Source organism: Thauera sp. GDN1, from assembly GCF_029223545.1.
Taxonomy (GTDB): domain Bacteria; phylum Pseudomonadota; class Gammaproteobacteria; order Burkholderiales; family Rhodocyclaceae; genus Thauera.
The window spans coordinates 3,680,824-3,707,727 of record NZ_CP097870.1; the positions used below are offsets into that span (position 1 = coordinate 3,680,824).

Annotated in this window: 27 protein-coding genes and 1 pseudogene; 25 read left to right on the forward strand and 3 right to left on the reverse strand. The window is 59.2% G+C overall.

Going from position 1 to position 26,904, the window contains the following annotated elements; all coding sequences use genetic code 11:
• The first annotated feature begins 6 nt into the window (after nt 1–6).
• Genes CKCBHOJB_RS16955 through CKCBHOJB_RS16975 form a run of 5 tightly spaced genes read left to right on the forward strand, consistent with a single transcriptional unit; the run spans nt 7 to nt 5,037 of the window.
• Nucleotides 7–1,140: a glycosyltransferase family 4 protein gene (locus tag CKCBHOJB_RS16955; RefSeq protein ID WP_281049842.1), complete on the forward strand. Its 1,134-nt coding sequence runs from the start codon at nt 7–9 to the stop codon at nt 1,138–1,140.
• 17 nt (nt 1,141–1,157) lie between these two features.
• Nucleotides 1,158–2,372: an O-antigen ligase family protein gene (locus CKCBHOJB_RS16960; protein WP_281049843.1), complete on the forward strand. Its 1,215-nt coding sequence runs from the start codon at nt 1,158–1,160 to the stop codon at nt 2,370–2,372.
• A complete protein-coding gene (locus CKCBHOJB_RS16965; RefSeq protein ID WP_281049844.1) occupies nt 2,369–3,133 on the forward strand; it encodes a hypothetical protein in 765 nt (254 codons plus the stop codon). Before CKCBHOJB_RS16960 ends, CKCBHOJB_RS16965 begins: the two co-directional genes overlap by 4 nt.
• Nucleotides 3,134–3,135: 2 nt before the next feature.
• Nucleotides 3,136–3,960 carry a glycosyltransferase family 25 protein gene (locus tag CKCBHOJB_RS16970; RefSeq protein ID WP_281049845.1) on the forward strand — a complete coding sequence of 275 codons (825 nt, stop codon included), beginning with the start codon at nt 3,136–3,138 and terminating at the stop codon, nt 3,958–3,960.
• Nucleotides 3,961–3,975: 15 nt separating this feature from the next.
• A complete protein-coding gene (locus tag CKCBHOJB_RS16975; protein WP_281049846.1) occupies nt 3,976–5,037 on the forward strand; it encodes a glycosyltransferase family 10 in 1,062 nt (353 codons plus the stop codon).
• Between the two features lie 14 nt (nt 5,038–5,051).
• Here CKCBHOJB_RS16975 and CKCBHOJB_RS16980 read toward each other — a convergent pair whose 3' ends face one another.
• Entirely contained in the window at nt 5,052–6,059 is a 1,008-nt protein-coding gene (locus tag CKCBHOJB_RS16980; protein ID WP_281049847.1) for a glycosyltransferase family 10, read from the reverse strand.
• 138 nt (nt 6,060–6,197) lie between these two features.
• Here CKCBHOJB_RS16980 and gmd point away from each other — a divergent pair, with 138 nt between their 5' ends.
• On the forward strand, nt 6,198–7,319 hold the full coding sequence (gene gmd / locus CKCBHOJB_RS16985; protein ID WP_281049848.1) for a GDP-mannose 4,6-dehydratase: 1,122 nt from the start codon (nt 6,198–6,200) through the stop codon (nt 7,317–7,319).
• Between the two features lie 40 nt (nt 7,320–7,359).
• On the forward strand, nt 7,360–8,328 hold the full coding sequence (locus CKCBHOJB_RS16990) for a GDP-L-fucose synthase (protein ID WP_281049849.1): 969 nt from the start codon (nt 7,360–7,362) through the stop codon (nt 8,326–8,328).
• 33 nt (nt 8,329–8,361) lie between these two features.
• Here the strand turns inward: CKCBHOJB_RS16990 and CKCBHOJB_RS16995 are convergent, their stop codons facing one another.
• Nucleotides 8,362–8,868 carry a GNAT family N-acetyltransferase gene (locus CKCBHOJB_RS16995; protein ID WP_281049850.1) on the reverse strand — a complete coding sequence of 169 codons (507 nt, stop codon included), beginning with the start codon at nt 8,866–8,868 and terminating at the stop codon, nt 8,362–8,364.
• Entirely contained in the window at nt 8,865–9,143 is a 279-nt protein-coding gene (locus CKCBHOJB_RS17000; protein WP_281049851.1) for a DUF1778 domain-containing protein, read from the reverse strand. Before CKCBHOJB_RS17000 ends, CKCBHOJB_RS16995 begins: the two co-directional genes overlap by 4 nt.
• A gap of 230 nt (nt 9,144–9,373) precedes the next feature.
• On the opposite strand from CKCBHOJB_RS17000, the gene CKCBHOJB_RS17005 reads away from it, so the two are divergent.
• The 18 genes and pseudogenes from CKCBHOJB_RS17005 (at nt 9,374) to vapC (ending at nt 26,800) form a co-directional block, all read left to right on the forward strand.
• Nucleotides 9,374–10,219 carry a Wzz/FepE/Etk N-terminal domain-containing protein gene (locus CKCBHOJB_RS17005; protein WP_281049852.1) on the forward strand — a complete coding sequence of 282 codons (846 nt, stop codon included), beginning with the start codon at nt 9,374–9,376 and terminating at the stop codon, nt 10,217–10,219.
• A gap of 5 nt (nt 10,220–10,224) precedes the next feature.
• Nucleotides 10,225–11,061, forward strand: a pseudogene (locus CKCBHOJB_RS17010) (glutamine--fructose-6-phosphate aminotransferase); the annotation flags it as partial.
• Nucleotides 11,062–11,348: 287 nt separating this feature from the next.
• Nucleotides 11,349–12,413 (forward strand): dTDP-glucose 4,6-dehydratase, encoded by a 1,065-nt coding sequence (gene rfbB / locus CKCBHOJB_RS17015; protein ID WP_281049854.1) that lies wholly within the window; start codon nt 11,349–11,351, stop codon nt 12,411–12,413.
• A gap of 2 nt (nt 12,414–12,415) precedes the next feature.
• Nucleotides 12,416–13,300 carry a glucose-1-phosphate thymidylyltransferase RfbA gene (gene rfbA / locus CKCBHOJB_RS17020; protein ID WP_281051715.1) on the forward strand — a complete coding sequence of 295 codons (885 nt, stop codon included), beginning with the start codon at nt 12,416–12,418 and terminating at the stop codon, nt 13,298–13,300.
• Complete coding sequence (rfbC, locus tag CKCBHOJB_RS17025; RefSeq protein ID WP_281049855.1) at nt 13,297–13,878, forward strand: dTDP-4-dehydrorhamnose 3,5-epimerase; 582 nt, start codon at nt 13,297–13,299, stop codon at nt 13,876–13,878. Before rfbA ends, rfbC begins: the two co-directional genes overlap by 4 nt.
• Nucleotides 13,879–14,570: 692 nt before the next feature.
• On the forward strand, nt 14,571–15,839 hold the full coding sequence (locus tag CKCBHOJB_RS17030; RefSeq protein ID WP_281049856.1) for a flippase: 1,269 nt from the start codon (nt 14,571–14,573) through the stop codon (nt 15,837–15,839).
• A gap of 39 nt (nt 15,840–15,878) precedes the next feature.
• A complete protein-coding gene (locus tag CKCBHOJB_RS17035; protein ID WP_281049857.1) occupies nt 15,879–17,087 on the forward strand; it encodes an O-antigen polymerase in 1,209 nt (402 codons plus the stop codon).
• Nucleotides 17,071–17,994, forward strand: a complete 924-nt coding sequence (locus CKCBHOJB_RS17040) for a rhamnosyltransferase (protein ID WP_281049858.1) — start codon at nt 17,071–17,073, stop codon at nt 17,992–17,994. The genes CKCBHOJB_RS17035 and CKCBHOJB_RS17040 overlap by 17 nt, the downstream gene beginning before the upstream one ends.
• Nucleotides 17,995–18,010: 16 nt before the next feature.
• A complete protein-coding gene (locus CKCBHOJB_RS17045) occupies nt 18,011–19,120 on the forward strand; it encodes a glycosyltransferase family 4 protein (protein WP_281049859.1) in 1,110 nt (369 codons plus the stop codon).
• Between the two features lie 450 nt (nt 19,121–19,570).
• Nucleotides 19,571–20,893 (forward strand): ISL3 family transposase, encoded by a 1,323-nt coding sequence (locus CKCBHOJB_RS17050; RefSeq protein WP_281048728.1) that lies wholly within the window; start codon nt 19,571–19,573, stop codon nt 20,891–20,893.
• Between the two features lie 101 nt (nt 20,894–20,994).
• Nucleotides 20,995–21,873: an NAD-dependent epimerase/dehydratase family protein gene (locus CKCBHOJB_RS17055; protein WP_281049860.1), complete on the forward strand. Its 879-nt coding sequence runs from the start codon at nt 20,995–20,997 to the stop codon at nt 21,871–21,873.
• A 104-nt stretch (nt 21,874–21,977) separates the two neighbouring features.
• Nucleotides 21,978–22,898, forward strand: a complete 921-nt coding sequence (locus CKCBHOJB_RS17060; protein ID WP_281049861.1) for a glycosyltransferase family 4 protein — start codon at nt 21,978–21,980, stop codon at nt 22,896–22,898.
• A 10-nt stretch (nt 22,899–22,908) separates the two neighbouring features.
• On the forward strand, nt 22,909–23,484 hold the full coding sequence (locus CKCBHOJB_RS17065) for an acetyltransferase (RefSeq protein ID WP_281049862.1): 576 nt from the start codon (nt 22,909–22,911) through the stop codon (nt 23,482–23,484).
• Nucleotides 23,485–23,539: 55 nt separating this feature from the next.
• Nucleotides 23,540–25,375 (forward strand): nucleoside-diphosphate sugar epimerase/dehydratase, encoded by a 1,836-nt coding sequence (locus tag CKCBHOJB_RS17070; RefSeq protein WP_348634852.1) that lies wholly within the window; start codon nt 23,540–23,542, stop codon nt 25,373–25,375.
• Nucleotides 25,376–25,419: 44 nt separating this feature from the next.
• On the forward strand, nt 25,420–25,701 hold the full coding sequence (locus tag CKCBHOJB_RS17075) for a type II toxin-antitoxin system RelE/ParE family toxin (protein WP_281049863.1): 282 nt from the start codon (nt 25,420–25,422) through the stop codon (nt 25,699–25,701).
• Nucleotides 25,702–25,713: 12 nt separating this feature from the next.
• Nucleotides 25,714–26,013, forward strand: coding sequence for a HigA family addiction module antitoxin (locus CKCBHOJB_RS17080; protein WP_281049865.1), 300 nt, complete (start codon nt 25,714–25,716; stop codon nt 26,011–26,013).
• A gap of 152 nt (nt 26,014–26,165) precedes the next feature.
• A complete protein-coding gene (gene vapB / locus CKCBHOJB_RS17085; RefSeq protein WP_281049866.1) occupies nt 26,166–26,399 on the forward strand; it encodes a type II toxin-antitoxin system VapB family antitoxin in 234 nt (77 codons plus the stop codon).
• Entirely contained in the window at nt 26,399–26,800 is a 402-nt protein-coding gene (gene vapC, locus CKCBHOJB_RS17090) for a tRNA(fMet)-specific endonuclease VapC (RefSeq protein WP_281049867.1), read from the forward strand. Before vapB ends, vapC begins: the two co-directional genes overlap by 1 nt.
• Nucleotides 26,801–26,904 lie beyond the last annotated feature (104 nt).

The following is a 26,904-nucleotide window of genomic DNA, read 5'->3' on the forward strand; positions in this document are numbered from 1 at the left end:
GCACGAATGAAACCCCTCAAGGTCCTGCAACTCCTGCCCGCGCTCGACAGCGGCGGCGTCGAGCGCGGCACGCTGGAGATCGCGCGCGCGCTGGTCGCCGCCGGGCATGAATCGGTGGTGCTGTCCAAGGGCGGGCGGCTGGTCGAGCAGCTGCAGCGCGAAGGCTCGCGCCACATACAGCGCGACCTCGGCCGCAAGTCGCCGGCCACCTTCCTGCAGTACCGCGCGCTGCGCACGCTCTTCGAGCAGGAGCGCTTCGACGTCATCCACGCCCGCTCGCGCCTGCCCGCCTGGGTGGCCTGGCTCGCCTGGCGCGGCATGCCGGCCCACGCCCGGCCGCACTTCGTCACCACGGTGCACGGCATGCACTCGGTCAGCCGCTACAGCGCCATCATGTGCGCCGGCGAGCGCGTGATCGCGGTCAGCGACACGGTGCGCGACTTCATCCGCACGCACTACCCGCCCAGCCGCTGGCCGCATCTGGCGGACGAGCGCATCACGGTCATTCCGCGCGGCATCGACCCGGCGGAATTCCCGCGTGATTACCAGCCGTCGGACGAATGGATGGCGCGTTTCCACACCGAGTTTCCGCAGATTACCGGGCGCAAGGTGCTGACACTGCCGGGACGGCTGACGCGGCTGAAGGGGCATCACGACTTCATCACCCTGGTCCGCACGCTGCTGTCGGACGGGCTGGACGTGGTCGGGCTGATCGTCGGCGGCGAGGACCCGAAGCGGCCGGGATACGCGAAGGAGATCCGCGAACGCGTGCAGGCGGACGGGCTGGGCGAGCGCATCGTGTTCACCGGCCACCGCAGCGACGTGCGCGAGATCTACGCGATCTCGGACTGCGTGCTGAGCCTGTCGAGCACACCGGAATCCTTCGGGCGCACGGTGCTGGAGCCGTTGGCGATGGGGCGGCCGGTGGTGGGGTATGCGCACGGGGGGGTGGCGGAGATCCTCGGGGAGCTGTTCCCGCATGGGGCGGTGGCGAAGGGGGATGTCGCGGCGGCCAGTCGCAGCGTCAGGAGCATCCTTGCCGGGCACGCCGAAGCAGTGCGTGTCAATCACCGATTCCTGCTGGGTGAAATGCAATCGGAAACCCTCTCGCTATACTCCTTTTTTTTCCAGAATCATTAATCGACCACAATCCGCTGATGACCGGCCCCTCACAAAAACAAGAACAGCGCCTTGCTCCTGCCAGCCTTGCCACGATAGCCCTGCTGGTGATCTTCCTGTTCAGCACGCCTGCCAAATGGGCAACGCAGCACATCTCCAGCGTCCTCATCTTGCTCACCCTCTTTCTCGCAAGACGTGATTTCTGGGTTTCGCTACCCGCGCGCGCATATGCCCGCTTGACCCTGCTCTGGCTAGTGCCTGTCATCGGTGCGACCGCCCTACAGCACGTGCAGCACCTCGAAACCGCAACACGATGGAGTGAACAGGCAACCCTGATTCTGAGGCTGCTCGGCGTCGGCCTTGGCGTCCTGTTTCTTCTTCACAAGCAGTGGCTCACGCTCCGCCAGCTCACGATGGTGATCCTGGGCTGCCTACTCGCGCACGGCCTCATCGGCATGGGCCAATGGATCCTTCTCCCGGACTTCAGCCTTACAGCATGGCGCTCAATCAGAATCCAAGGCATCGTCGGCAACCCGAACCCGTATGGATTCTTCATGGCTCTGGGTCTCGTGCTAAGTGCCGCCTTGCTCCGAGATCGCGGCATATCGCAAACCCTGAGGCTGGTGCTCTGGATCGCGACGTCGATCTTCGCGCTCGGGATTCTGAGCAGCGGGTCACGGGGCGCGATCATCACCGCTGCGACGGGTATCGCAGTACTTTTCCCACCAAACACAGCACGACGTATCAGCCTCTACGGCGCCATCCTCGGCTCGTTGGCCATCGCCTATTTCATCAGCCACTGGCAGGACACAAACGCTCACAGCGACGACACCCGTGCCGCCGCGCTAAAGTTCAGCCTCGAATCCATCGCTCAGCGGCCCCTCGCCGGCTGGGGCTTTCAATCATTCATGCGTATTCCCGGCCATAGCGGGATCAACGCCCCGCATAACATGCTTGCGGACCTCGCGCTCAGCAGCGGGGTCATCGCGCTCGGCGCGTTCCTGCTCTCGATCGCGTTGGTCGGCTACCGGCTCTTGCGCATGGACACACCGCTCACCCGGACCTTGCTAGCCTTGCTTGCTTCCGCATTCGTCGCCGGCACCCTGGAATACTCCATTCTCACCTCCAACCACTTCCGCGGACCCTGGGTGCTGCTCATCGCTCTTGCGTGCCACGCCTTTGGCATGGCAAGACACTCCCACAAACAAGACACGACAGCCGCCAGCCACCGCAAAGGAGTCCTTGCCTCGTGACTTCAAACCAAACTCCGATCAATGTCCTCTGCCTCAAGTGGGGTACCCGCTATGGCCCTCACTACGTCAATACGCTTTTCCGTTCGGTGTCGAGAAACCTCGAGCGCCCCTTCCTTTTTCATTGCTGCACCGACGATCCCACCGGCCTCAACCCGGCCATCCGGATCATCCCTTTCCCCGAGAATCCGGGCGTCAAGCGCGGCTGGCCGGACATCCTCGTCAAGCTCATGGTCCTCAAGGACGGGTTCGGCGGCCTGCAAGGCCCGACGCTGTTCATGGATGTTGACCTCATAATCCTGGGCAAGCTCGACTGTTTCTTCGACTACAAGCCAGGCGAGTACTGCATCATCCACAACTGGGTCAGCCGCCGCAAAGCGCTGCTTGGTCGCCGCCCCGCCGTCGGCAACTCCTCGGTTTTCCGCTTCGATGCAGGCAAATCGAATGAGGTCTACGAGACCTTCCTGCGCGAAATGGCGCAAGCCGAAGACCGTAAAATGTTCAACACCGAGCAGGCCTTCCTCACCCACGCGATGAAGAAGGTCAACTGGTGGCCCGAAGAGTGGGTACAGAGCTACAAGTGGAACTGCCGCCCCATCTTCCCGCTCAACTTGTTTCTTACTCCAAAGGTTGCACCAGACTGCCGTATTCTCGTCTTTCACGGCCGTCCAGACCCTGACGAGGCCATCAAAGGCTATTCGGACGGAAAACCACACCACTACACTCGCCCAGCTACTTGGCTCGCGCAGTACTGGAGCGAATGAACATGAGCACTCACTCGCCGCTTGCCGACGGCGTTCTGGTCATCAACCTGGACAAACGATCCGACCGTTGGCAGAGCTTCATCACGAACGCGGCAGACCGACTCGCACCACTCATCCCAATCCGACTGTCAGCTGTAAAGGGTGTTTCCCTCGAAGGTTTCGGCCATAAGCCATATTTTCATGGCCGAAAAAGAGACAGAACCTGGGCTGGTCGTGCGGGCTGTGCGCTATCCCACCGTGCGGCGATTGAGACAGCTGCAAGAAGCGGTTGGAAACGAGTGCTTATCCTGGAAGACGATATCCAATTCGAACATGATTTCGACGCGCTCATCGAACCGCTCAAGCAGGCGCTAGACACGACGCGCTGGGACGTCTGCTACCTCGGCTATACCGACCCCATTGGGCCATTTCGTGAGAGCGCTCAGCTCTCTGGGCAATATCGCCTTGTACAAATCTACGGCTGCAACGCCGCGCACGCCTACCTCGTCAATCAAAGTGCCTACTCCTTCCTGCTGAGCCAACTCCCCACACGGCAAAGTGTCTGGCGATGGCTGACCCGCAACCGGGCAATCGACCGCTGGTATGCGAGAACGCTTTCAAGAGCGATGATCGTGCTTGCCTTGAGCACATCGATCATCAATCAGAAAGACGATATTTCCGACATTACAGGGCGCAGCTACGAGAAACAGCACGTTACCGCCATCCCGGACAACGCACGTAGAACTCTGCCCTACTCCGTCTCGAAAGCACTGCGCCGAACTCTGTTCTGGCTACAGGGACTTCACGATGCAGGTCGAGGCTGGATCAAAAGAAAGCGCGGATTTTGATCAGCATTCTCAAGCATGAACAATACTCTTCAACCAGAAATCCGCGTCAAGCTCCTCAGCAAGTGCAAACCCGGCCACGATGGCGAGGACTGGCTGCGACTCTTTCCAAGGCGCGACCCCGTATGGGGCAACTGTCGATTCGTCTTCGATCGCCATGAACGCAATTACGACTGGCTCGTCGTATATGACGAGTTGCCGTCCGTCAGCGGTGAGCGCCACTCACTTTGGGAAGAGGAGTTGGCATGTCCCCAGGCGCACACCCTGCTGATTACCGTAGAACCCTCTACCATCAAGGCCTACGGCTCACCATACCTGCACCAGTTTCGCTGGGTGCTAAGTGCGCAGGAGCCATGGGCGCTGCGGCACCACCCGGGTCAGCTGTACGAACAGCCAGCACTGACTTGGTTCTACTCGACCCGCTCGCCACGGGGAGACTATGACCACATGGTGGAGCACCCACCACTCGACAAGACGCGCCTGATTTCAACAGTGTGCTCATCGAAACAGCAAAAACACACGCTGCACCACCTGCGCTTCGCATTCACAATGGCACTCAAGGAGCACCTACCCGAGCTCGATATCTTCGGTCACGGCATGCAGCCGCTGGACGAGAAGGCGGACGCACTGGATGCCTATCGTTACCACCTGGCCATCGAGAACTACGCCGGTAAGCACCATTGGACCGAAAAGCTCGCCGACGCTTTTCTCGGTGCCTGCCTACCGTTCTATTTCGGCTGCCCGAACGTTACCGATTATTTTCCGGATGAAAGTTACATCCCGATCGACATTCGGGACTACGAAGGCGCTTTCGCGACTATCGAACGCGCCATTGCCGACAATTTATACGAACAACGTCTCCCCGCAATCCTTGAAAGCCGCCGGCTGATCCTGGAAAAATACGGTCCCATCGCCACAATCTGTCGGATCGTGAACGAAAAGAATACGGCAGCCACAATCCCGGAAGACGGCTGCCTGATTCAAAGTCGAAACCGCCTCAAGCGCAACCCAGCCCTGGGAACCCGTTACCTACTGGAAAAGCTCTACGTGCGCGGACGGCACCGGCTCATGGGGCAATGAATGACGCGGATGACTCAGCCAGCCAGAGCCTGACGCATCCGATAGATCAAGCCACGCGGGAAAGGCCTGAACGCTTTGTGGATGCGGATCCATACCTCCGACTCCGGCGCCGGTCGGTATAGCGTCTCGGCCCAGTGCGCAGCCCATGCCAAAGGATTGTAGATGTCCAGTACGCGGTGACGCGACTCGGCCACTGCAGCAATCTCCGTTTCGCTCTCCGGCCGTTCGAGCAAACGCTCGATGCGATCCCCCGCGACCGCGAAGTCACCGCCATCGATAGCACAGTAGGCGTCGGGGGAAAAGAATGCATCCAGGTTAGGGCAGCCGAGGTAAACCGGATACGCCCAGCCCAGGTAGGCGTCGGCCAGTTTCTCGGTCCAATAGTTCTCGGCACAGGTATTTTCAAGCACCAACTGGTATCGATACGGCAGAATCGCATCCATCTTGTCGTCGATCGGCTGAAAACCGCGTCCAAAGTGAACGAGGCGATCTCCCAGGCGCTGCTTGAGATAATCGAGCAGAGCAAGGCGGTGGCGCTGGCCTTGCGTGAAGTTGGCGCTCGAACACACCACCGCGATACGATTCTCCTTCGGTGGCCGAGTGAGCGCCTTGAGATAGTCATATCCGAACCTATACGTGCGCGAACGCATGTCGAGTCCGACATGCCAGTTCAGCCCCGGCGCGCCGAGGATCAGGCCTGGATGACGCGACATCGGATGCGTGTCGAGCACATGCCCGAACTGCCGGTAAAACCCCGGCGCATACAACTTCTTTTCCAGCGGCTCGCCCGCGATGAACAAGGTGTTCTGCGGCGCACAAACGAAACGATCATAGGGCCGCGCGTTCGCCAGCACGACTGCAAAGTCGGCCCGACCACCGGGCGGAGGATTCAGGTCGAACAAGCACCGCCCCCAGCGCATCGCCCCGCCCGGGCTCAACAAGGCCATGCCGCCAGGGGCCACGTCCATGTTGAGGCGGACTACAAGATCGCGATCGCTCGCGGGAGGTGCAGAGATCGACATGAAGGTCCAGTGTGGTCGTTTTGTGCGCTCATGTGCCCGTGGGATAATGCGGCGCCCCCTCAGGCACGGTCAGCGCAAATTGTAGCCCAGCCGACAGGGGCACCACTGAGCCACACCTCTCCAACCCGGTATGTACACATGACCCAAAAAGCCCTCGTCACCGGCATCACCGGCCAGGACGGCTCCTACCTCGCCGAATTCCTGCTCGCCAAAGGCTACGAAGTCCACGGCATCAAGCGCCGCGCCTCGAGCTTCAACACACAGCGCATCGATCACATCTACCAGGATCCGCATACACCCAACCCGCGCATGGTCCTGCACTACGGCGACCTCACCGACTCGTCCAACCTCACCCGAATCCTGCAGCAGGTACAGCCCGACGAGGTCTACAACCTCGGGGCGCAGTCGCACGTGGCGGTGAGCTTCGAGTCGCCCGAGTACACCGCCGACGTCGACGCCATGGGCACGCTGCGCCTGCTCGAGGCCATCCGCCTGCTCGGCCTGGACAAGAAAACGCGCTTCTACCAGGCCTCCACCTCCGAGCTTTACGGCCTGGTGCAGGAGATCCCGCAGAAGGAAACCACCCCCTTCTACCCGCGCAGCCCCTACGCGGTGGCCAAGCTCTACGCCTACTGGATCACCGTGAACTACCGCGAGGCCTACGGCATGTACGCCTGCAACGGCATCCTCTTCAACCACGAGAGCCCGCGCCGCGGCGAGACCTTCGTCACCCGCAAGATCACGCGCGGCCTGGCCAACATCGCGCAGGGGCTGGAAGAGTGCCTCTACATGGGCAACATGGATGCACTGCGCGACTGGGGCCACGCCAAGGACTACGTGCGCATGCAGTGGATGATGCTGCAGCAGGATCAGCCGGAAGACTTCGTGATCGCCACCGGCGTGCAGTATTCGGTGCGCGAGTTCATCCGCTGGTCGGCGGCGGAGTTGGGCGTCACGCTGCGCTTCGAGGGCAAGGGCGTGGAAGAACATGCGGTCGTCGAACGTATCGAGGGTGACAAGGCGCCGGCCCTGAAAGCCGGCGATGTCATCGTGCGAGTCGACCCGCGCTACTTCCGCCCCGCCGAAGTCGAGACTCTGCTCGGCGATCCGACCAAGGCCAAGGAGAAGCTCGGCTGGACGCCGGAGATCACCGTGCAGGAGATGTGCGCGGAGATGGTGGCGGAAGACCTCAAGGTGGCGCAGCGGCATGCGTTCCTGAAGGCGCACGGGCACGACGTGCCGGTGGCCGTTGAAAAATGATGAACCTGGAGATCGCGGCTGCCGCCGCTCCCACAGCAGAATGAACCTCACCGACACCCTCTTCGTCGCCGGCCATCGTGGCATGGTCGGCTCGGCCATCGTGCGCCGGCTGCAGGCCCTGGGCTGCGCCAACATCCTCACCGCTGGCCGCGACGCGCTCGACCTCACCGACCAGCATGCGGTCAATGCCTTCTTCGCCGCCCATCGCATCGACCAGGTCTATCTGGCCGCGGCCAAGGTCGGCGGCATCCACGCCAACAACACCTACCCGGCCGAGTTCATCCACCAGAACCTGATGATCGAGGCCAACATCATCCATGCCGCCCACACCCATGGGGTGAGCAAGCTGATGTTCCTCGGCTCGTCCTGCATCTACCCCAAGTTCGCCGAGCAGCCGATGACGGAAGAGGCGCTGCTCACCGGCCTGCTCGAGCCCACCAACGAGCCCTACGCCATCGCCAAGATCGCCGGCATCAAGCTGTGCGAGAGCTACAACCGCCAGTACGGGCGCGACTACCGCAGCGCCATGCCCACCAACCTCTACGGCCCGGGCGACAACTTCCATCCCGAGAACAGCCACGTCATCCCCGCGCTGATGCGACGCATCCACGAGGCCAAGCTGGCCAAAGCGCCCGAGGTGGTGATCTGGGGCAGCGGCACGCCGATGCGGGAGTTCCTGCATGTGGACGACCTCGCAGAAGCCGTCGTGCATCTGCAGAACATCCCGCAGGAACGCTACGCCAGCGAGACCGAGCCGATGCGATCGCACATCAACGTCGGCACGGGCACGGATGTGACGATTCGCGAACTGGCGGAGACGCTGGTGGAAGTCATCGGTTACGAGGGCAAGCTGGTGTTCGACACCACCAAGCCGGACGGCACGCCGCGCAAGCTCATGGATGTGAGCCGGCTGGCGCGGCTGGGGTGGCAGGCGCGCATTTCACTTCAGGGCGGCCTGCAAGCAACCTATGCGTGGTTCCTGGCTCACCTCGACGCGGCAAGGACGTAGCTGAGCAAGTGCAGGACTTGACCCCAGCATCATTCACGCCACCAGCAACGCCTTCAGATCCTTGACCATCAAGAACAGGTGGTAAGGATCGGTCGGGCTTGGCTCGAACTCCCAGGACACATACCACTGCCGCGCCGCCTCATCCTTGGCGTGAACCAGCAAGCAACGAATGCCGGCAATGTCCGCGGCCTGGGCAGTGCGCAGAAGCGCGTCCTTCAGCAGCGCCTTGCCCAGCCCTCTGCCCTGGTGGTCCTTGTCTACGGCGAGTCGCGCCAGGATCATGACCGGCACCGGATGCCGGGCCAAGCCCTTCACAGCGCGTGCCGGCGCATCCTCCGGATCAACGCCACCGACGGCCAGACTATAGAAGCCCACCACCTCGCCGCCTCGGCAACAAACGTAGGTTTGCGCGCTATTCGCCTTCTGGTTGACCAGCGCGTAGCGCTGCAGGAATTGGTCGAGTGCCGGATGCCCACACTCGAACGCCTCCACCGAATCCTCTGCCGAGAGCTTGCGGACCGGTTCATAGGCTGCACTCAATCCAGAACTCCCGGCTCGCCGAGCAGCTTCTTCAGGCGCGGCTTGGCCTGCACCGGACGATCCAGCGCTTGCTGAAAGGCCTGCCACTCTTCATCGTTCAACACGAAGTGACGACGATCCGCCAGGGCCTGGTTGGCGGCGGTCACCCCGGCATCGAGCAGGAACTCGCTGACGTTCTTGTGGCACGAGCGCGCTGCCTCTTGCAGCAACTGTTTGACGGCGCTGCTGGCGCGGACATCGATCCGTTCGGTTTTGGAGGGGTTCAAGGCGCTCATGGCAACTCCTATCTTCTGAGACGAGCCTCATCATAACGTCCGGATAACGTACTGACAATCAAGGCATAAGGAAATGCAAGGCTTGACCCCACCGCCCCCTGCGAGAAGCGCCCCACGCGCAAAGTGCCTCGACCGAAGTTCCCCACTGCACAAAACTATTACGTTCGTCCAGTTTCTGCCTGCGGCACTCAAGTGAGATAATCCGGGTTTCCCCGAATGACCTCCCCGCCATGCCGACCTCCCAGCCGCCTACCCAGCCTTACGATGACGACGAGATCAGCCTGATCGAGCTCTGGCAGATCCTCGCCCGGCGAAAGGCGCTCATCCTGGCCTGTTTCGTCCTCTGTCTGGCCGGGGGCGCGGCATTCGCGTTCCTCAAGGCGCCCGTCTATGAGGCCAGCGTCAAGCTGCGGATCGGCCAGGTGAAGGGTGACGACGCTGCGCCGCCGGTGATGCTCGAAAATGCCGAGGAACTCTCATCCCGCATCCTCACCCAGTACGGCGAGGACGTCGCCACAGGCGTCAAGCGCGAACGCCCCTTCATTACCACCGCGAGCGTGCAGAAGGGCGTGACGACCACCGTCCAGCTCACCGCCGAGGGCGATAGCCCCGAAGACGCGGCGCGCCTGCTCGACGACGTGGTCAAGGGCGTGCAGAAAACGCACACGACCATGTTCGAGGACAACCTCAAGCCCATCGCCGAGCGCCTCAAGAGCCTGGACGAGCAGCGCACCGCGCTGCAGCAGCAATACGCCGACCTCACTCAGCTCGCCGAGAAGCTCAAGGATCGCGACAACGTCCAGGCTTCCCTGCTCATGATCGAACGCAGTCCGATCACCAACTCGCTCGATCAGCAAGCGACCGAGCGGCTGCGTCTGTCCCAGCAGATGACACCGCCTGCGACCCGCCCCACCGAACTGATCGGCGAGATCACCGCACCCGCCAAACCCTCCAAGCCCAAGAAGGCGTTGGTGCTCGCCCTCGCCGCCGTACTGGGAATGATGGGGGGCGTGATGCTCGCCTTCGTCGCCGAATTCGTCGCGAAAGCCAAGGCGAACGCAGCCGCAAAGGCCTGACCCCCATGTGCGGAATCGTCGCTGCCGTCTCGCCGGCCGCCAATATCGTCCCGGTCCTGCTCGAAGGCCTGCGCAAGCTCGAATACCGCGGCTATGACTCGGCCGGTATCGCCGTGCTCAACGGCACCGGCGTCCAGCGCGTGCGTACGGCCGGCCGCGTGGCGGAGCTGGCGGCTGCGAGCGAAGGCGTCGCGGCCCATGCCGGCATCGCCCACACGCGCTGGGCCACCCACGGCGCGCCGAGCGAGCGCAACGCCCATCCGCACGTCTCGGGCGGCATCGCCGTCGTGCATAACGGCATCATCGAGAACCACGAGGCCCTGCGCAGCACGCTCAGCACCCAGGGCTACGTCTTCACATCGGACACCGACACCGAAACCATCGCGCACCTGGTCGAGGCCGAGCTGCGCACGCGGCCCGACCTTTTCGACGCCGTGCTCGCCGCCACCCGCCAACTGGTCGGCGCCTACGCCATCGCCGTCATCGACGAGCGCCAGCCGGGCAAGGTCGTCGTCGCGCGCGAAGGCTCGCCGCTACTGCTCGGCCTGGTCGAGGACGGCGCACATGCCGGGCACTACGCCGCGTCCGACGCCTCTGCCCTGCTGCAGGTCACGCGCAAGCTCATCTACCTGGAAAACGGCGACATCGCCGAGCTCACCGCCGACCGCCTGCGCATCGCCGACGCCAGCGGCGCGCCCGTCGAGCGCCCGGTCGTCGTCTCGCAGCTCTCCGCCGACGCGGTCGAGCTGGGCCAGTACCGCCACTACATGCAGAAGGAGATCTTCGAGCAGCCCGAGGCGCTGGCCAACACGCTCGAGCTCATCAGCGCCGGTAGTCGGCTGCAGGATCTCGGGCCGAACATCCACGACTGGACATTGAACATCGCCCGACGAAAGCCTGCTCTGCAAGATCAAGGAAGTATCGGCCCGCGGCGGCGAGCCTTACGTCGTTGCAACCTCAGGCAACAACTTCAACGCGACCGTCCAAATCGTTGTAGTAACGAGGCTTTCGGAACATTTCAGCGCCGGGCCGTCCGCGTTTAATTTGGGGCTGGAATTGCCGATGTTGTTCGCAAAGCCTACTCATTTGACCAAAGCGGTCAATTTTTGAATAAACATTCCGACCAGACATGAAAATACTGATCACTGGCGGCGCAGGCTTCATCGGGTCTGCCGTTATTCGCCATATCCTTAACAACACGACAGATAGCGTCGTGAACGTAGATAAGCTGACTTATGCAGGCAACCTAGAGTCGCTAGAAACAGTCAGCACCAATGCTCGTTATGCATATGAAAAGGTCGATATCTGCCACCGCAGCGAGTTGGATCGCGTGTTTCGCGAACACCAACCCGACGCAGTGATGCATCTCGCCGCCGAATCGCATGTCGACCGCTCGATCGACGGTCCTGCCGCATTCATCGAGACCAACATCGTTGGCACTTACACCCTTCTCGAGGCCACACGCGCTTATTGGAATAGCCTAGAAGAGGACGGCCACGAGCGCTTCCGCTTCCACCACATCTCCACGGACGAGGTCTATGGCGACCTTGAAGGTCCCGAGGATCTCTTTACCGAAACCACGCCCTACGCCCCTAGTTCGCCGTACTCCGCTAGCAAGGCCAGTTCCGATCATTTGGTGCGCGCCTGGCGCCGCACCTACGGTCTACCCACCCTTGTCACAAACTGCTCGAACAATTATGGCCCCTATCATTTTCCGGAGAAGCTCATTCCGTTGATGATCCTCAACGCCTTGGACGGCAAACCATTGCCTATCTACGGAAAAGGCAATCAAGTACGCGACTGGCTCTACGTTGAAGACCACGCCCGCGCATTATACAAGGTAGTCACGGATGGCGTAGTGGGCGAAACTTATAATATTGGGGGTCACAACGAGAAGCGCAACATTGACGTTGTACGGGCACTTTGCGCCCTACTCGATGAACTTGCACCCATAAAACCCTCTGGAGTGAAGCACTTTGAGGATCTCATCACTTACGTACAGGACCGGCCCGGCCACGATCTGCGATACGCCATCGACGCTAGCAAGATCAAGCGCGAATTAGGATGGACTCCGAAAGAGACATTTGAAAGCGGTATTCGCAAGACAGTCCAGTGGTATCTCGGCAATTTAGACTGGGCGCGCAGAGTACAAGATGGATCTTATCAACGCGAACGACTAGGCGTTACGGCATGAACATGAATCGAAAAGGCATCATCCTCGCTGGCGGCTCTGGAACCCGCCTGCACCCAGCGACGCTTGCGATAAGCAAGCAACTGCTGCCGGTGTTCGACAAACCAATGATCTACTATCCACTTAGCACTCTGATGCTGGCTGGAATCCGCGAGATTCTAATTATATCGACACCTCAGGACACACCTCGCTTTCAACAACTCTTGGGCAACGGCGATCGGTGGGGACTGAACCTAGACTACGCGGTACAACCCTCACCCGACGGGCTAGCACAGGCATTTATCATCGGCGAGTCCTTCATTGGACGTGATCAGTCTGCACTCGTGCTCGGTGACAACATTTTCTACGGCCACGACTTTCACCGGTTACTTGGTAGCGCGATGCGGCGCACCAAAGGCGCGAGTGTTTTTGCTTATCACGTCAACGATCCCGAGCGCTACGGCGTCGCCGAGTTCGATACCAATGGCAAGGTCTTGTCGCTCGAAGAGAAACCCGCACAGCCTAAGTCAAGTTACGCAGTCACCGGTCTGTACTTTTACGACGACCAAGTCGTTGAACTGGCGAAGAGCTTGACCCCCTCCCCAAGGGGAGAGCTGGAGATTACCGACCTCAATCGTCTTTATCTCGAACAAGGATCCCTTAGCGTTGAGATCATGGGCCGCGGTTACGCTTGGCTCGATACCGGCACCCATGAGTCTCTGCTTGACGCCAGCCAATTCATTGCCACGCTGGAACATCGCCAAGGGCTCAAGGTCGCCTGTCCAGAAGAAATTGCATTCCGTAAAGGCTGGATCAATGCAGGCCAACTCGACACACTCTCTCAGCCGCTTCTCAAAAACGCTTACGGCCGCTATCTGCAACGCCTGCTGAACGAGGCTCCGTCCCAATGAAAGCAAAACGTCTCGCCATTCCTGATGTAGTGCTATTTGAGCCAACGATATTCGGTGACGATCGTGGATTTTTCTTAGAAAGCTTCAATCAACGAGTCTTTGAGGACGCTACGGGCCTGCAGCGCCAGTTCGTTCAGGATAACCACTCGCGCTCTAGCAAAGGTGTGCTGCGCGGCTTGCATTATCAAATCCAGAAACCGCAAGGGAAACTCGTCCGCGTTACCAATGGCGTGGTGTTCGACGTGGCCGTCGATATTAGACAATCCTCCCCAACTTTCGGCAGGTGGGTAAGTGCGATGCTATCGGCGGAAAATAAACATCAACTTTGGATACCTGAAGGCTTTGCACATGGCTTCTTTGTACTCTCCGAATTTGCCGATTTCCTCTACAAGACCACAGAGTATTACTCACCACAGAACGAGCGATGCATTGTGTGGAACGACTCAGATCTGAATATTCATTGGCCAATATTAGAACATGGCATCGCCACACCAAAACTATCTGAAAAGGACACTAAAGGCCTAAGATTGATCGAAGCATGCCCGCCGGGCCAACCGATTAATCCAACGACCGATTAGGTTACTTCATAGCCAAGCACAGGATGCAGTTCGCAGATAAACATTCTTTGCAAACGACGCTGTGACGGAGGCAGACGTTTGTAGCGCGATGTTGAGTTCCTTTCGACACTCGTCTTGGACCGCACGGCCCGGCTACTCCATGACGTGGATCAGCCCTAATTTCGGCCGGTAGTCCGTAACCGCCATCAACGCACGCCGCTGCTGTCGGCAACAAGTAAACAGGGTGCGTTGCGCCGCCCGTCCCTCAAGGGCGCGTCAATGCATGACGCATCACCCTCTTCTTGAAAAATATGCTCTTGCATGTTTCCGCCAAAGTACTCCTGAGCGTCGGCAGTCGGTATGCACATTACCCTAGCCCTCTCCGCGAGTGGGTTATTGAAAGCGGTGAGCAGATCAAAGTACTTTACCAACCCGCTCGCACACACATTCTGAAGTGCAACCCCGAGGGGCACTCATAACTCATGACAGCGTCGCAATCCGTATCGACTACCAGGACCGGGCCACGCTTCTCTTGAGGGACGTGCTCCCGAGCAATCCATTGCCCTACGCCTGACGGATCACGTACGGGATTCGTCGCTCGTGCGTGCACTCAGTACACTCTGCAAGTCATCAACTTTATCTCCGGTTAATGATCGGCTATCCAAACAATTAACTACAAACTGAACCAGCACGACGGACTCGCTAAAATCCAAATGTCTTTAAAACGCAATACCGTCTGGAACTTAATAGGCATAGCCTTACCTCTCGCGCTCGGAGCAATAACGATTCCATATCTTTTAGAAAAGATTGGCGTCGAATCATTCGGCGTTCTTACCTTAGTTTGGGCCCTAATAGGATACTTCAGTCTCTTCGACTTTGGCCTCGGCAGAGCACTTACCCAACAAGTCGCCTCGGCTCGAGCAGCCGATCAGCTATCGACGCTCCCGGACCTCATCAAAACAGGTTTATTTCTTGCGGCGGCCACCGGAGCCGTCGGTGGAGTTCTACTAGCTTCAACGTCAAATCTTTTAGGCTTTCATTGGCTTAATGTGAGTCCTAGCCTTCAGGAAAGCACTACACACGCCCTACTTATTGCCTCTATCGGCATTCCACTGACCACCATCACCAGCGGCCTACGCGGCGTTTTAGAAGCTTACGAAGACTTTAAAACCGTCAATATATTGCGAATTGCTCTTGGCTTGGCAAATTTCGGACTTCCTGCATTATCTGTTCTTCTTATTAGCGACTCCCTACCCCTAATGGTCGGAGGCCTAATGGTCGCTCGCGCATTTGCGCTCACTGCGCACGCTGTATTTGTAAGTCGCACGCTACCTAGATCGCTCGGATCCGGACGCATGTCCCACAAGAACCTGAAGGGCCTTTTATCCTTCGGAGCGTGGATGACGTTATCAAACGTCGCGAGTCCACTAATGGTCACAGCCGATCGATTTGTCATCTCTAGCATGCTAGGAGCAAGCGTTGTCGCCTACTACACCGTACCTTTTGAAATTTTGATTCGTGTATTACTCCTTCCTGCTGCCTTGACGTCCGTCCTATTTCCTCGCCTCACCGCCGTGATGATCACTGACAAACCTGCTGCTAGGCTACTGTATAGGCGGTCGCTAAAGGTCGTCACACTAACGCTTTTCCCAATCTGTCTGATCATTGCAATCTGTTCTAATTGGGGCCTCTCCTTTTGGCTTGGGACTGAGTTCGCTGAGCACTCATGGAGAGTCGTCACGATAATGGCACTTGGCCTTTTCCTGAACGGAGTGGCCTACGTACCATATGCGGCAATCCAAGCCGCGGGTGACGCACGAACGACAGCCCAGCTTCACCTACTTGAACTAACTCTTTATGTACCAATTCTGTATATAGGTATTTATCATTTTGGTTTGTTCGGCGCGGCAGCAGCGTGGGTGAGCCGAGTAGCGTTTGACTTAATCGCCCTGCTCTTGAGGGCAAAGTATCTTAAACTTTAATCCTTCCGCTGACTATTTAGTGCGAAAAAAGCAGTCATTATGGACCTTACGTTAATACTAACGGCGGCGACACTCGGACTTCTTGCAAGCCTAAACATCTTTGTCGCCCGTGACATTGCATACCCTCCTTTTTTGCAGAATCTTGTCTGGATCGCCGTACTTTCCCTACTGGCAATATTTGGGCCCGACTTCTCCTCAGTTAATGAGTTTATTCTCACGGCAGTCACGCTCGCCGCCGTAGGCTTTAGCACAGGAGGATGGACAGCCTACGCCTCTCAAAGAAAGGAAAGGCGCAAATTGGAAATCGAGCCTAGTAAGGACTACACACGCGCGCTAACGGCCCTTACGATTTTAGCCGTGGCGATCTTCCCGTTTTTCCTATGGCGCATCCTCGCAATTGCAAACTTTGATATATCACAAGGTTTTTTTTATCGGCTGCGTGAAGCGCTCACCGAAAATGACGGCCAAAATATGTTTGGAATTGGCTACTACTTCTACTTCTGCCTAATAGTTTTCTTGTTGCACTACATAGTATCTAAACGGATTTTTACAATACGGAACGTCATTTTTTTTACGCTCCCTATTTGCGTTTCAATTCTGTTTGTACAGAAAGGATTCATATTGTTTCTGTTGTGCGCTTTCGTGGGCGCCACGCTAGTCCAGCGCAAGGCAACGTCAGCACAAGCAATAGCGCTCGCTTCGGCGATTTTGGGATCGACCTTTCTCTTGATTATTTTCGCGCGAAGCTCCGATTCGGCCGCGGGCTCGGAATTCGTAGTTGAATCGTTAAAAGTTTACTCTTTAGCAGGACTGCCCGCCTTAACTGAGCTTACCAGCTTTGGGCTATCGGGCAACGGCGAGCACGTATTCCGCAACCTGGTGGTGTGGCTATCCCGACTGGGATTCGACCTTACCCCCCCGCCGATGCTGCAGCCATATGTCTACGTTCCATACGGAACAAATGTATATACGTACTTGAGACCATATCTCATAGACTTTGGTTTACTTGGCGTTTTCTTTTTTAATGGCCTACTGGGATTCATCAGCGTTTACTCTTACTTGAAGGCAAGAGGGGGAAGCGCCCCGTTTATAATAATTCACAGCCTCTTATACTATCCGCTCATAATGCAGTTCTTTGACGATCAGTATTTCCAGCTTCTCACTCTCTGGATATACATTACCGTATTTTTGATAATTTACTTTAAATTGTTCCGCTACAGGATCACTCCGCATGCTCTCAATAAATAATAGAAGACCCGCTTCTATTTACTCCGTGATTGTTTTATTTAATCCTGACATTCCCATTTTAGCAAGACTTGTTGATAGTATCCTGAACCAAGTCTCACACGTCTTGCTTGTCGATAATGGGAGCACCAATTTTTTGGAGATGAAGGCGCAAATCCCAGAGTCTGACAAAATCAGCCATATTGCACTTGGAGATAACTACGGTATTGCGAAGGCCCATAACGTAGGGATACAGACTTCCAGGGCAAGCGGCGCGAGCCATGTCTTGATATTTGACCAAGACAGCTACGCCCCTGCAAACCTCGTGGAAGAATTATTAAAAGCAGAAGCCACTTTATTGGAAAGAGGGGAGAAGGTTGCTGCAGTAGGACCTTCATTTTTTGACCCTAGAACAAATAACCCGTATCCTTTTTCTAAAATCGACGGCTTTAAACTACGAAGTATTTATCCTAGCCCCGAAAACCCCGTCATAGAAGCGAGCTTTCTAATTTCGTCAGGTAGTTTAATTCGCACAGAGGCACTGGAAGCGGTCGGGCTAATGCGCGAGGAATTCTTCATTGATTACGTTGATATCGAGTGGTGCTTACGCGCTCGCTCACTTGGCTTTAAGTCATTTGGAGTGCCCGGCGTCTCGATGGAGCATAGCGTTGGAGACAATCGCTTAAGGGTGCTCGGCCGAGAGATAAGTATTCACTCCCCGTTACGACGCTACTATTTATCTAGGAATGGGCTTCTGATTATCAAACTGCCTTACATCCCCTGGAAATATAAGATCCGAGAGCTTTCTTATTCCGTATCTAGAGTCGCCGTTTTCTTATTATTTGTACCAAACAAACTACGGTACCTTAAATACATATCGCTTGGCTGGGCACATGGACTGCTCGGAAAAGGCGGGAAATTTGGCGCGTAGCACCATGGGGCTTCAGATGAAAATCGCATTTCTGATAACACGATCGGACACCGTGGGCGGTGCGCATATACATCTGCTTGATCTCGCTTCGGCAGCTCAAGCAGACGGTCACGATGTCGTGGTTTTGGTGGGCGGAGACGGACCATACGTTGATTTACTTCGCCGAAGCAACATCCGCGTAATCCGTTTGCGATTCCTAGTCAGGCCCATTCGCCCGCATCTGGACTTGTTAGCTATTCTTGAATTCCGGAAAGCACTTCGGATCCTCCGTCCGGATATTATTCATTTGCACTCAACCAAGGCGGGGTTAGTCGGAAGGATTGCCGCAAAATTCGCTGGATTACCCACTGTATTCACGGCACATGGATGGGCGTTTACTGATGGCACTCCGGCAGTCTCAAGCAGACTATCTTTGCTCCTTGAACGAATTTCGGCAGCATACAGCAACGCCATTATATGCGTATCGGAGTACGACAGACGTTTGGCACTAAAGTTAGGGGTCGGAGACGAAGCTCTTCTTATCCGAATACACAACGGCGTTCCAGACGTCCCTGTAGAACTTCGGTCGCAAGGGGGTGATGGAGAAGCCGTACGCATCGTCTGTGTTGCACGATTGGATGCGCAGAAAGATCATGCGCTTCTTATCGACGCACTGGAAGAAATTCGTGATTCGCGTTGGACACTTGAATTGATCGGGGATGGCCCGCTTACGGCAGCGCTTAAGGATAGAGTGCTCAGGGCCGGCCTTTCAAACCGTGTTAAGTTTTCGGGCTTATGCAATGACGTACCCGCGCGGCTCGCTCGTGCTGATTTATTTGTACTAACCTCGAACTGGGAGGGGCTTCCTCTATCAATCCTTGAGGCGATGCGTGCTCAATTGCCTGTGATCGCCTCGGATGTGGGTGGCGTATCGGAGTCTCTCGCAGAGAATCAAACCGGTTTCCTAGTTCCCAAAGGGAACAGATCGGTACTAAAAGATCGACTTATTCGACTGCTAGAGGATGCACCTCTGCGGCAGCTGATGGGTAGAAAGGGAAGGGAGATTTACGAACAAGAGTTCTCGTTCGACGTTATGTATAAGCGGACGCTGGATGTTTATCGGCGCGTGCTTGATCGAGAAGTTTAGGCGGGCTTTTTCCTAAGCCTGCCGAAACAGGCCAGGAGTGCGTGGCATCGGTCACCGGTGCGAGGGGGTTCATCGGACGCGCTGTCGTGCTTCGCGTTATGTCCGATAGCATGAATGTAGTTGGAGCCGTAAAGCGATCAACGGAGGGGGCATGGGAAACCCGCTCACCACTTTTGAGTTTGGGGTACGAATTGGTGCCCTGCTCTCGCTCCAGCACCCAACATTTTACATTCAATAATCTTAATCGCGGTAAATCTAGAGACGCTTGTGGACTTAACAATAGAACTACTAACGGGCAAATTAGCAAGTGAATAGTTCACCGGATCCGAGCCAGTGCTTGGCCCACTCAAATTTTATGGGCTCTAAGCCGTTTCCAGTGGAAATTGACTTCTCAACATACATGACCTGCGGCGGTACAACCGCCCGACACTGACGCCGACCTCGCACCTGATGAACAACCAGATCGAAGCCCTCTTCACCACCGCGCTTGGCCTGCAGCCGCCTTGGCACGTCGCCAAGGTCGAGCTCAACACAGCCAAGCGGCGGATCGACTTCGAGGTTGAGCACACCGGCCGTCGTGCGGCCTGTCCGGCATGCGGGTTCGAGCATCAGTTGATCCATGACCGCGTGCGCCGCAGTTGGCGACACCTGGATTTCTTCCAGTTCGAAGCGTGGTTGCATGCCGAGGTGCCGCGCGTGCAGTGCTCGGGCTGCGGCAAGACCACGCAGTTGCCGGTGCCGTGGGCACGAGAGGGCAGTGGCTTCACCTTGCTGTTCGAGGCACTGGGCCTGTCGCTGTGCCGGGAATTGCCGGTGCGCCAGGCCGCCAATCAGATGCGGGTTGCGCCAAAGCGGCTGTGGCGGCGGGTGCGCCACTATGTCGAGGTGGCCCGTGCCAAGGACGACATGTCGGGCGTGCGCCACGTGGGCATTGACGAGACCAGCGTCAAGCGCGGGCACCAGTACATCACCGTGGTGCATGACCTGGCGGCCAAGCGTTTGCTGTTCGCCTGCCCCGGTCGTGACCATCAAACCCTGGGGGCCTTCGCCGAGGATATGCGCGTGCATGGCGGCGATCCGGCCACCATCGAACACGCCTGCATCGACATGAGCGCGGCGTACGCCAAGGGGATCGAGCAGTCGCTGCCGAACGCCCAGATCAGCTATGACCGCTTTCACGTCGTGGCGCTTGCCAACGCGGCGATGGATGAGGTGCGACGCGAAGAGATGCGCAACTCGGCAGAAGCGGCCCGCGAGGCGGTGGGCGTGCACGGCAAGAAGACCCTTCGCCAACTGCTGTGGGGCATGCGCAAGGACTCGGCGAGCTGGACTCGCGCGCAGTTCGAGGCGATGCACTGGCTGCAGCGCTCGAATCTGAAGAGCGCGCGGGCCTGGCGACTCAAGCAGGCCCTGCGGCTGGTCTACCGCGAGGCGCGGGACAGTAACAGCGAAGCAATCGCCCTCGGCGCATTGACGAAGTGGATGAGTTGGGCGCGACGCTCGCGGCTCGAGCCGTTCAAGCGCCTGGCGGTCACCTTGAAAGAACATCTCGGCGGTGTCGTGCGCGGCATGCTCGACGGGCGCAGCAACGCCTACGTCGAGGCGATGAACAGCCTGTTGCAGAAGGCGAAAGCCGCCGCCCGAGGTTTCCGTGACCCGGAAAACTTCATCGCGATCGCCTACCTGCGAATGTCCAAGCTCGAGCATCTACCGCAAAGCCCCTTGGTGCCGGCAATCGCCCGCGACTACGGGCACTACCATCATGTATGTTGAGAAGTCAATTTCCACTGGAAACGGCTTAGAGCCATTTTATGAGCCCAAATAAATCGAGATTCCTTGTAACTGGTTCAAGTGGTTTTGTTGGCCGGAGGATTATGACGCGACTCTCCACTGAGAATGCAGTGGTCCGTGGCGCAACGAGGCAGCCCTCGGACCTCAGGACTGACGTACCGTCGCCTTTGCTTGGAGATGATGCGGAGTGGTCACCCCTGCTTGAACAAGTTGACATTGTGGTTCATGCGGCTGCGAGAGCGCACGTGCTGAATGAAAACGCAGAAGATCCTCTCAGGCTATTCCAGGAGGTGAACACAGCAGGGACGCTGCGGCTAGCGCGACAAGCGGCCGAAGTCGGGGTGAAGCGCTTCCTTTTTCTCAGCTCAATCGGCGTTAATGGCACGCAAAGCATCAAACCTTTCAACGAATCGGATACGCCGCAGCCAGTGGAACCCTACGCCGTTTCCAAGCGGGAAGCTGAACAAGGTTTGATGGAGTTATCCAGGGAAACGGGGATGGAAGTGGTGATCATTCGACCGCCTCTCGTCTATGGACCAAGCGCGCCAGGCAATTTCGGAAAGCTCGCCAACGCCGTTAGACGCGGGATTCCACTGCCGCTCGGGGCGGTAACCCAGAATCGACGGACACTCGTTGGGCTGGATAATCTAGTGGACTTGATCATGACTTGCGCATATCACCCCGCGGCAGCAAACCAGGTCTTCCTGGCAGGCGATGACGAAGACCTATCGACAGCGGATCTTTTGCACAGAATGGCGAAAGCGTTTGGCGTGAGTCCGCGCCTGTTGCCTGTGCCGGTCCCCGTGCTAAAGGCGATGGCGCGTGCGGCCGGCAAGAGCGGAATGGTCGAGCGCCTGTGTGGCTCGCTTCAGGTGGATATCACCAAGGCACGGGAAGTGTTGGGCTGGAAGCCGCCATTGACGGTGGACGAAGGATTAGCACGTGTGGCAGCGGGCTTTTAGAGAGATGGTCAGATATGAGTAGTTGGTTGCTGGTAGCGGGCGTTGGAGGTGCAGCCTTGCTACTTACGTACGTGCTTCGCCGGTACGCCTTGGCGAGAAGCCTGATGGACATCCCCAATGCGCGCAGTTCGCACTCGGTGCCGACGCCGCGCGGTGGCGGGGTTGCCATCGTCGTGAGCTTTCTGGTTGCGCTTGCGTTCATTGCGGCAACGGGCGGCCTCGATTGGTCCGCCAGTATTGCGCTGCTTGGCGCGGGCGGATTCGTCGCCTTGGTCGGTTTTCTGGATGACCACGGCCACATCGCGGCGCGCTGGCGTTTGCTCACGCACTTCGTCGCGGCCTTCTGGGCGCTTGGCTGGCTGGGCGGCGCTCCGGCATTGCAGCTTTTCGGGGTGCTGTTCGATCTCGGCTGGCTCGGGTTCGCCCTGGTGGCGGTGTATCTGGTCTGGCTGCTCAACCTCTACAACTTCATGGACGGCATCGACGGGATCGCCAGCGTGGAGGCGATCTGTGTGTGCGTGGGTGGGGCGCTGCTTTATGTGCTGCTTGGCAAGCCGGACCTGGCATTGTTGCCGCTGATGCTTGCCGCGGCAGTGGCCGGATTTCTGTACTGGAACTTCCCGCCCGCGCGGATCTTCATGGGCGACGCGGGCAGCGGCTTCCTGGGCATAGTACTGGGCATCATGTCGATCCAGGCGGGCTGGGTGGATCCGGCGTTGTTCTGGAGTTGGGTGATCCTGCTCGGCGTGTTCGTGGTGGATGCGACTTTCACCCTGGTGCGCCGTCTGTTGCGTGGCGACAAAGTGTATGAAGCGCACCGCAGTCATGCCTACCAGTACGCGTCACGGCAGTTCGGGCGCCATCTGCCGGTGACGCTGGCCGTCGGCGTGATCAACCTGGCATGGCTGCTGCCGATTGCGCTGCTCGTCGGCACGGGCAAGGTCGACGGGGTGATTGGGGTCGTGCTGGCCTATGGACCGCTCGTGCTCCTGGCGATCAAGTTCCATGCGGGTGAAATGAAGTGAGGCAGGCGGCATGAGCAAGCGCGTCATCGTGATTGGGGCGGGCGGCCATGGGCGCTCCGTGGCGGAGGCGATTCTACTGGTCGGGCGGGATGAACTCATCGGCTTTGTCGATGACGGCGCGGATGCGAACGCGAAGGTGTGGTCGTATCTGATGCTCGGCAGGACGGACTCGCTTCACACTCTGCGCACGCTTGCCGACACCGTCGTAGTCGCGATCGGCAACAACGCAGTCCGCGAGAAGCTGCACGCGCGAGTGCGGCATGGCGGCTTCGAACTGCTGAACGTGATTCACCCCGCGGCCTTCGTGTCGCCGACGGCTACCTTGGGCGCGGGCTGCGCAGTGATGGCGGGCGCCGTGGTGGGGACGGAAGCCCAGCTTGGCGAGGGCGTGATCGTCAATTGCGGGGCAACGGTCGACCACCATTGCCGGGTGGATGCCTTCGGACACCTCGGCGTGAATGCCTGCATGGCGGGTGGGTCGGTGCTGGGGCATCGCGCCTGGATGCAGGCCGGAAGCGCGCTCGGCTACGGCGTGCAGGTCGAAGACGACGCGGTGCTTGCGCCCGGCGAGGCGCGCTCCGCCTGAGCCCACACCCTCTACAAGCCGCCCGCTCGGGCGATAGTTGGATACTTGCTTGTCTATGAATAACTCATTCCGATCCGTTCTTGTCTTCCTCTTCGACCTGCTTGCGGTGGTGATCGCCTGGGTCGGTGGGATGTGGATCCGCTTCAACTTCGAGTTGCCCGGCCATTACATGCAGAAGCTTTGGATGGGCCTCGGCGTGCTGCTGGTGATCCACGCAATCGCCTGCCGCTGGGCCGGCCTCTACCGCGGCATGTGGATCTTTGCCAGCCTGCCGGACTTGAAGCGTGTGCTGCGCGCGGTGGGTGTCTCCGCCCTCGCGCTGGTTGCGCTGATGGCGCTCGATCGCATGCCGGGCCCGGTCATTCCGCGCTCGATGCTCGTGCTCTACCCGCTGCTGCTGCTGATCGCGATGGGCGGCGGACGCGCCGCCTGGCGGATGTGGAAGGAGCACCGCATCTACGGCGACCTGCGCGCAGCGGGCAAGCCGGTGGTGGTTGTCGGTGCGGGCTCGGGCGGCGCGATGCTGGTGCGCGAGCTTGAGCGCAGCGCGGACTGGCGCGTGGTCGCGCTCGTCGATGACAACCCGGCCAAGTGGGGCCTGGAGCTCCATGGCCACCCGGTGGCCGGCGGAATCGAACAACTGCCGCAGGTGCTGCAGGACTTCAAGGCCCAGCACGTGATCCTGGCCATGCCCTCCGCCGCGGCGGACGCGCTCAAGCGCGCAGCCGACTCCGCGGTGCGCGCCGGCGCGCACGTCTTCACCGTGCCCGGCATCGAAGACCTGATGAGCGGCAAGGTGGCGATCAACGCCATGCGGCCGGTGGATATCGAGGATCTGCTCGGGCGCGAGCCGGTGAAGATCGACTCCGCCCACCTCAAGGACATGATCGGCGGCAAGACCGTGCTGATCACCGGCGCCGGCGGCTCGATCGGCAGCGAGCTCTGTCGCCAGCTCGCCCGCTTCGCACCGGCACGGCTGGTGCTGGTGGAGGCGAGCGAGTTCGCCCTCTACAACATCGAGCAGTGGTTCCGCGTGCACAAGCCCGAGACCCAGATCGTGCCACTGGCCGGCGACGTGAAGGACGCGGCGCGCCTCGACGAGATCTTCGCCACCTGGAAGCCGCAGCTCGTCTTCCACGCCGCCGCCTACAAGCACGTGCCGCTGATGGAAGTGGGCAACGCCTGGCAGGCGGTGCGCAACAACGTGCTCGGCACGCTACTGGTGGCGGCGCACGCGCAGCGCCATGGCGCCGAGCGCTTCGTGCTGATCTCCACCGACAAGGCGGTGAACCCGACCAACGTGATGGGCGCGACCAAGCGCTTGGCCGAGATGGCCTGCGAGGCGCTGCACAGCTCGGGTACGGCCAGCACGCAGATCGAGATGGTGCGCTTCGGCAACGTGCTGGGCAGCACCGGCAGCGTGATCCCCAAGTTCGCCGAACAGATCGCCCGCGGCGGTCCGGTGACGGTGACCCACCCGGAGATCAACCGCTACTTCATGTCCATCCCCGAGGCGGCGCAGCTGGTGCTCCAGGCCGCGGCGATGGGCAACGGCGGCGAGGTGTTCGTGCTCGACATGGGCGAGCCGGTGAAGATCGTGGACCTGGCGCGCAACATGATTCGGCTGTCGGGGTATACGGAGGACGAGATCCGCATCGAGTTTTCCGGGCTGCGGCCGGGCGAGAAGCTGTACGAGGAGCTGCTGGCGGATGCGGAGGAGACGCGCGAGACGCCGCATCCCAAGCTGCGCATTGCGCGCTCGCGGCCGGTGAATGGGACGTTCCTCGAAGAGCTGGAGCAGTGGCTTGCACAGCCGGGGCCGGTGGCGGACGAAGAGGTGCGGATGGGGCTGAAGCGGTGGGTGCCGGAGTATGAGCCGGCGCGGCATTGAGGTAAGAGCCTTGAAAAGTATCGGTTATCGATATACATTCTTTTATGTCAATCCTGAGCTTCCGCTGTCCTCTTTCCGCAGCACTGTTTGCACGGGAACGTGTTGCACGCTTCGCCAATATTGAGGCGAGCGCTCGCCGAAAGCTGGTATTGCTGGACGCGGCAAAGGATCTCAAGGATCTACGCATTCCGCCAGGAAACCGGCTTGAGGCTTTGTCGGGTAATCGGGCGGGGCAACACAGCATTCGCATCAACGACCAGTGGCGCGTGTGTTTCCGCTGGACGGCAGATGGGGCTGAGGACGTCGAGATTGTCGATTACCACTGAAAGGAGGCCGCGATGAGCGAGAAGCTTGCCCCCATGCACCCGGGCGAAGTGCTGCGCGAGGAGTTCATGGTACCGCTCGGGCTCTCCAGCAATGCGCTTGCGCGTGCGCTGGGGGTGACCGCGGCGCGGATCAACGAGATCGTTCGTGAAGAGCGCGGCATTACGGCCGACACAGCGCTGCGCTTGGCCCGCTACTTCGGCACGTCGGAAGACCTTTGGCTGAACCTGCAGCGGCGCTACGACGTCGAGCGCGCACGCGATGCGCTTGGCGCTTCGCTGGAAGCGATCGTGCCGATGCGGGAAGCGGCATAAGGGGTGCTGCCACGTGGGGCCGTGGCCGGACGAGGCGGTGCGGATGGTGCTGAAGAGGTGGGTGCCGGAGTATGAGCCGGCGCGGCACTAGGTTACCTCCCCCAGCAGAGGGATATACTTGTGCCGTATCCCACTTGCCCAAGGAGCCGCTCATGACCGCGAGCACCGTCTTTACCAACAACCGCAGCCAGGCCGTGCGCCTGCCGGCCGACGTGCGCCTGCCCCCCGATGTGAAGCGGGTGGATATCCGCGCGCGTGGCGTGGAGCGAATCATCGCGCCGGTGGGCCATACTTGGGACTCGTTCTTCATCGACGGCCCACAGGTCGCCGACGACTTCATGGAAACCCGCGCCAGCCAGGAACAGCAGGAACGCGAGGCGCTTTGATGCTGCGCTACCTGCTCGACACCAACATCGTGATCTACGTGATCAAGCGCCGGCCGCTGTCGGCGCTGGCCTTGTTCAACGAAAACGCCGGCCACATGGCGATCTCGTCGATCACCCTCGCGGAGTTGATGCACGGCGCTGAAGAGAGCAACGCGCCGACGCGCTCACTGGCCGCAGTCGAGGATTTCTGCAGCCGCCTTGAAGTGCTGCCTTACGGGCCCAAGGCCGCGATGCACTATGGAAATATCCGCGCCCATCTCGAATCGCGCGGCCAGACGATCGGCGTCAATGACCTGCACATCGCCGCTCACGCACGCAGCGAGGGGCTGACGCTGGTGTCGAACAACCTGCGGGAGTTCGAGCGCGTGGAAGCGCTGCAACTGGCGAACTGGGCGATTTGAGTGTGCGGACACCGAGCAAAGGACAAATGAGCCGGCGCGGCATTGAATCGAATCGCGCGCAGGAGCCGGGATACACTTCGTGCTCGCAGCAATAGCAGCGAACA

Coding starts and splice junctions, on each gene's coding strand:
- vapC (WP_281049867.1), top strand. CDS start 26,399: ATGCTGCGCTACCTGCTCGACACCAACATCGTGATCTACGTGATCAAG.
- CKCBHOJB_RS17050 (WP_281048728.1), top strand. CDS start 19,571: ATGAACAACCAGATCGAAGCCCTCTTCACCACCGCGCTTGGCCTGCAG.
- CKCBHOJB_RS17075 (WP_281049863.1), top strand. CDS start 25,420: ATGTCAATCCTGAGCTTCCGCTGTCCTCTTTCCGCAGCACTGTTTGCA.
- CKCBHOJB_RS16990 (WP_281049849.1), top strand. CDS start 7,360: ATGAACCTCACCGACACCCTCTTCGTCGCCGGCCATCGTGGCATGGTC.
- CKCBHOJB_RS17035 (WP_281049857.1), top strand. CDS start 15,879: ATGGACCTTACGTTAATACTAACGGCGGCGACACTCGGACTTCTTGCA.
- CKCBHOJB_RS17030 (WP_281049856.1), top strand. CDS start 14,571: ATGTCTTTAAAACGCAATACCGTCTGGAACTTAATAGGCATAGCCTTA.
- CKCBHOJB_RS17055 (WP_281049860.1), top strand. CDS start 20,995: ATGACGCGACTCTCCACTGAGAATGCAGTGGTCCGTGGCGCAACGAGG.
- CKCBHOJB_RS17080 (WP_281049865.1), top strand. CDS start 25,714: ATGAGCGAGAAGCTTGCCCCCATGCACCCGGGCGAAGTGCTGCGCGAG.
- vapB (WP_281049866.1), top strand. CDS start 26,166: ATGACCGCGAGCACCGTCTTTACCAACAACCGCAGCCAGGCCGTGCGC.
- CKCBHOJB_RS17040 (WP_281049858.1), top strand. CDS start 17,071: ATGCTCTCAATAAATAATAGAAGACCCGCTTCTATTTACTCCGTGATT.
- CKCBHOJB_RS17005 (WP_281049852.1), top strand. CDS start 9,374: ATGCCGACCTCCCAGCCGCCTACCCAGCCTTACGATGACGACGAGATC.
- CKCBHOJB_RS16975 (WP_281049846.1), top strand. CDS start 3,976: ATGAACAATACTCTTCAACCAGAAATCCGCGTCAAGCTCCTCAGCAAG.
- rfbC (WP_281049855.1), top strand. CDS start 13,297: ATGAAAGCAAAACGTCTCGCCATTCCTGATGTAGTGCTATTTGAGCCA.
- CKCBHOJB_RS17000 (WP_281049851.1), bottom strand. CDS start 9,143: ATGAGCGCCTTGAACCCCTCCAAAACCGAACGGATCGATGTCCGCGCC.
- CKCBHOJB_RS16955 (WP_281049842.1), top strand. CDS start 7: ATGAAACCCCTCAAGGTCCTGCAACTCCTGCCCGCGCTCGACAGCGGC.
- rfbB (WP_281049854.1), top strand. CDS start 11,349: ATGAAAATACTGATCACTGGCGGCGCAGGCTTCATCGGGTCTGCCGTT.
- CKCBHOJB_RS16970 (WP_281049845.1), top strand. CDS start 3,136: ATGAGCACTCACTCGCCGCTTGCCGACGGCGTTCTGGTCATCAACCTG.
- rfbA (WP_281051715.1), top strand. CDS start 12,416: ATGAATCGAAAAGGCATCATCCTCGCTGGCGGCTCTGGAACCCGCCTG.
- CKCBHOJB_RS17060 (WP_281049861.1), top strand. CDS start 21,978: ATGGACATCCCCAATGCGCGCAGTTCGCACTCGGTGCCGACGCCGCGC.
- CKCBHOJB_RS16960 (WP_281049843.1), top strand. CDS start 1,158: ATGACCGGCCCCTCACAAAAACAAGAACAGCGCCTTGCTCCTGCCAGC.
- CKCBHOJB_RS17045 (WP_281049859.1), top strand. CDS start 18,011: ATGAAAATCGCATTTCTGATAACACGATCGGACACCGTGGGCGGTGCG.
- CKCBHOJB_RS17070 (WP_348634852.1), top strand. CDS start 23,540: ATGAATAACTCATTCCGATCCGTTCTTGTCTTCCTCTTCGACCTGCTT.
- CKCBHOJB_RS16980 (WP_281049847.1), bottom strand. CDS start 6,059: ATGTCGATCTCTGCACCTCCCGCGAGCGATCGCGATCTTGTAGTCCGC.
- CKCBHOJB_RS17065 (WP_281049862.1), top strand. CDS start 22,909: ATGAGCAAGCGCGTCATCGTGATTGGGGCGGGCGGCCATGGGCGCTCC.
- gmd (WP_281049848.1), top strand. CDS start 6,198: ATGACCCAAAAAGCCCTCGTCACCGGCATCACCGGCCAGGACGGCTCC.